Annotated in this window: 2 protein-coding genes; both read right to left on the bottom strand. The window is 56.9% G+C overall.

All coding sequences use genetic code 11. The features are described from left to right. Positions 1-175 precede the first annotated feature (175 nt). Complete coding sequence (locus tag ABIB90_RS41495) at positions 176-646, bottom strand: Cif family virulence factor (protein ID WP_354172182.1); 471 nt, start codon at positions 644-646, stop codon at positions 176-178. Between the two features lie 936 nt (positions 647-1,582). Then, on the bottom strand, positions 1,583-2,290 hold the full coding sequence (locus ABIB90_RS41490; RefSeq protein ID WP_354202968.1) for an ABC transporter substrate-binding protein: 708 nt from the start codon (positions 2,288-2,290) through the stop codon (positions 1,583-1,585). Positions 2,291-2,455: the final 165 nt, after the last annotated feature.

Genomic DNA, 2,455 nt, shown 5'->3' with positions numbered 1-2,455 from the left:
CGCTGCGACGATGAAGCCGAAAACCGAGGAGTCCGACGAGCTCTAACGGTTAACTGGAAAGATCAGCGCGCTGCGGCCTACCGCGTAGGGTTACCTTTCGGAGCGACGTGCAGCAAGATCAAACGCCCACCCTCAAAGAGGATGGGCGCGTGGTGACTTACGACAGGATGACGTCCTACTTCTTCTCGGCGCTGGCTTCCTTAGCTGGAGGCGGCTTCATGCCGACGGTCAACTGGCGGATTTTTAAAGCGCCGCCTTCACGTATGTCGATGCCGCCCCAGAACACTGTGACCTGGGTGGCGTCGCCGCTCTTAGGGTCCTTACCGAAGATGTCGGTCTCGCCGTTGGCAACGACCAGATCGTTGTTGATGACCGACATGTTGCCGACTCTGATCTCTATATGATCGGTGCCGTTCTTGAAGTTGTTTTCGTATACGCTCTTAAGATCGGAAAACACACCGCCCGGGTTGATCTGGACCCCGTCCTTTGTATAGAGCGCAGCGACACAGCCCGCGTCTTTCTTGGCGACGCAGTCGGTGTAGGCGACGGCTAATTTTTCGGCCTCCTGCTTGACCTCATCGGCCAGTGCCGGTGCAGAGATGAAAGCGGAAGAACACAATGCCAAGAGCAATGAACGTCGCTTCATAACAACTTCCCCTCTGGTTGTGATGCACAATTGCATCGCGACGTCCTCCTGACGTAGGACGTCGCGTTGCATTTGTTCCGAGGGGCATTCTTTCGTTAGGCTGTAATACTACCGGCTTGCGAGTATATGCCACTTTGCACGGCTTGGCGCGCGCCAACTTTGATCATCGACGACGGAGGCGGCATTCCTTCGAGAATGCGGCGAATGCGGTCGGGAAAGACAGGCAAGTTGACGCATTTGACAGATGAAAGTGTCTTGCTCGACGCCACGTTGGCCTACTTGTTCATCATGGTTAGGACGAACGACAAGCTCGCTACGGCCCAAGGCGCCTAAATTGCCGTTCAACGGCGAGGGCCGGCCTCAGGCAGGAAGCCCACCCGTAAATTTCCCAAGTGTCGGTAATAACGCTCGCTGGTTAACTGGTGCGGATCGAGCGCCGCATCATGAAAACACCGAAGCCAAAGCAATGGGCCGAGCAGGAGGTCCGACGGTTGGTCAGGCTGGCCCGGCAGGGAGTTGGCACGTCGAGGATAGCCGCCGATCTCGGTCGCCACGCCGGATCGGTGAGGCGCATGGCGCGAACGTTGGGACTGCTGTTGAAGAAGTAGTCCCCGAGCGATCTTGAGCGCAGCGCGGCTAACCTACAGCCCAAAGCCTCGGCCAATCTACCGCGCAAGCTTGAGCACGGCGTCGGTATTGCGGCCATAGAAGAACGCTCGATCAAGCTGCGAAAAGATGCCCATTCCAAATAGCGCGATGGCAATGCCTCTAAACATGGTTGTGGACCGGCTTGAACGATGGAGCGAAAGTTCAAAACGGCCCCAGGTACTCATTAAGAGGCTGGCTGCCTGATGTGCGGTTTACCGCCAACATCGGCCGAAGAGCGGATGGGCTCCGAGGTCGCCGATGGGCCCACGAGCGGACGTAGCTTGCCCGCTATTCAATCACCTCGTCGGCGCGCGCGAGAAGATGGGGCGGGATGGTAAGGCCGATTATCTTTGCAGTTCTCAGATTGATCGCCAACTCGAACCTAGTAGGCTGCTCGACGGGTAGATCGGCGGGTGCAGCGCCGTTCAGAATTTTTCCTGCATAAACGCCAAGCTGGTAGGAAACATCGGTGATGCGCGGTGAATAACTCATAAGTCCCCCATATTTTACGAAAAGAGACCACTCGTAGATCGCAGGAATCCGACCTTGCTCGGACAGCGCGGCAAGTCTTTCTCGCCGCGCGATGTAGAATGCGTCTGGGCTAACGAGAAGTGCAACATGCTGCTGGTCTCTGATCTCCTTGAAGGCAGCAGCAATTTGCTCGTCTGTGCTGGCCTTCAGAATGTGAATCGCCCGCGCGAGCGACTTAGCGGCAGCCTCAGCGTCTGAGGCGACCACATTTGCGTTAGGGTTTGTCGGATTGATCAGCACGGCGATCGAACCGCCTCCCGGCGTCAACTCGGCCAAGAGCTCAAGTCGCTTGGCCGTAAGCTGTGGAGTGTACATGCTCACACCGGTGGCGTTGCCTCCGGGCCTGTTCAAACTGGAAACGACGCCAAGGGATACAGGGTCCATGGCAATTGCAAACACGATGGGGATTGTCTTTGTTGCGGAAGTTGTCGCCAAGACTCCATTGGTGCCAGTGGCGGCGACAATTACCTGAACACGGCCTTGGACGAGGTTAGCTATCAGCTCCGGAAACCGATCATACTTTCCCTCGGCGAAGCGTCTCCCTCCGGCGAGGGCCGCCTTGTTGGGTTAGTCCAATTGGTGCGTAACAGTCCTTATGGACAGCCATAAGCGCAGTACTCAGCTTGAACG

The organism is Bradyrhizobium sp. JR4.1 (genome assembly GCF_040548605.1).
Classification (GTDB): domain Bacteria; phylum Pseudomonadota; class Alphaproteobacteria; order Rhizobiales; family Xanthobacteraceae; genus Bradyrhizobium; species Bradyrhizobium canariense.
This window is presented reverse-complemented; position numbering and strand designations above follow the sequence as displayed.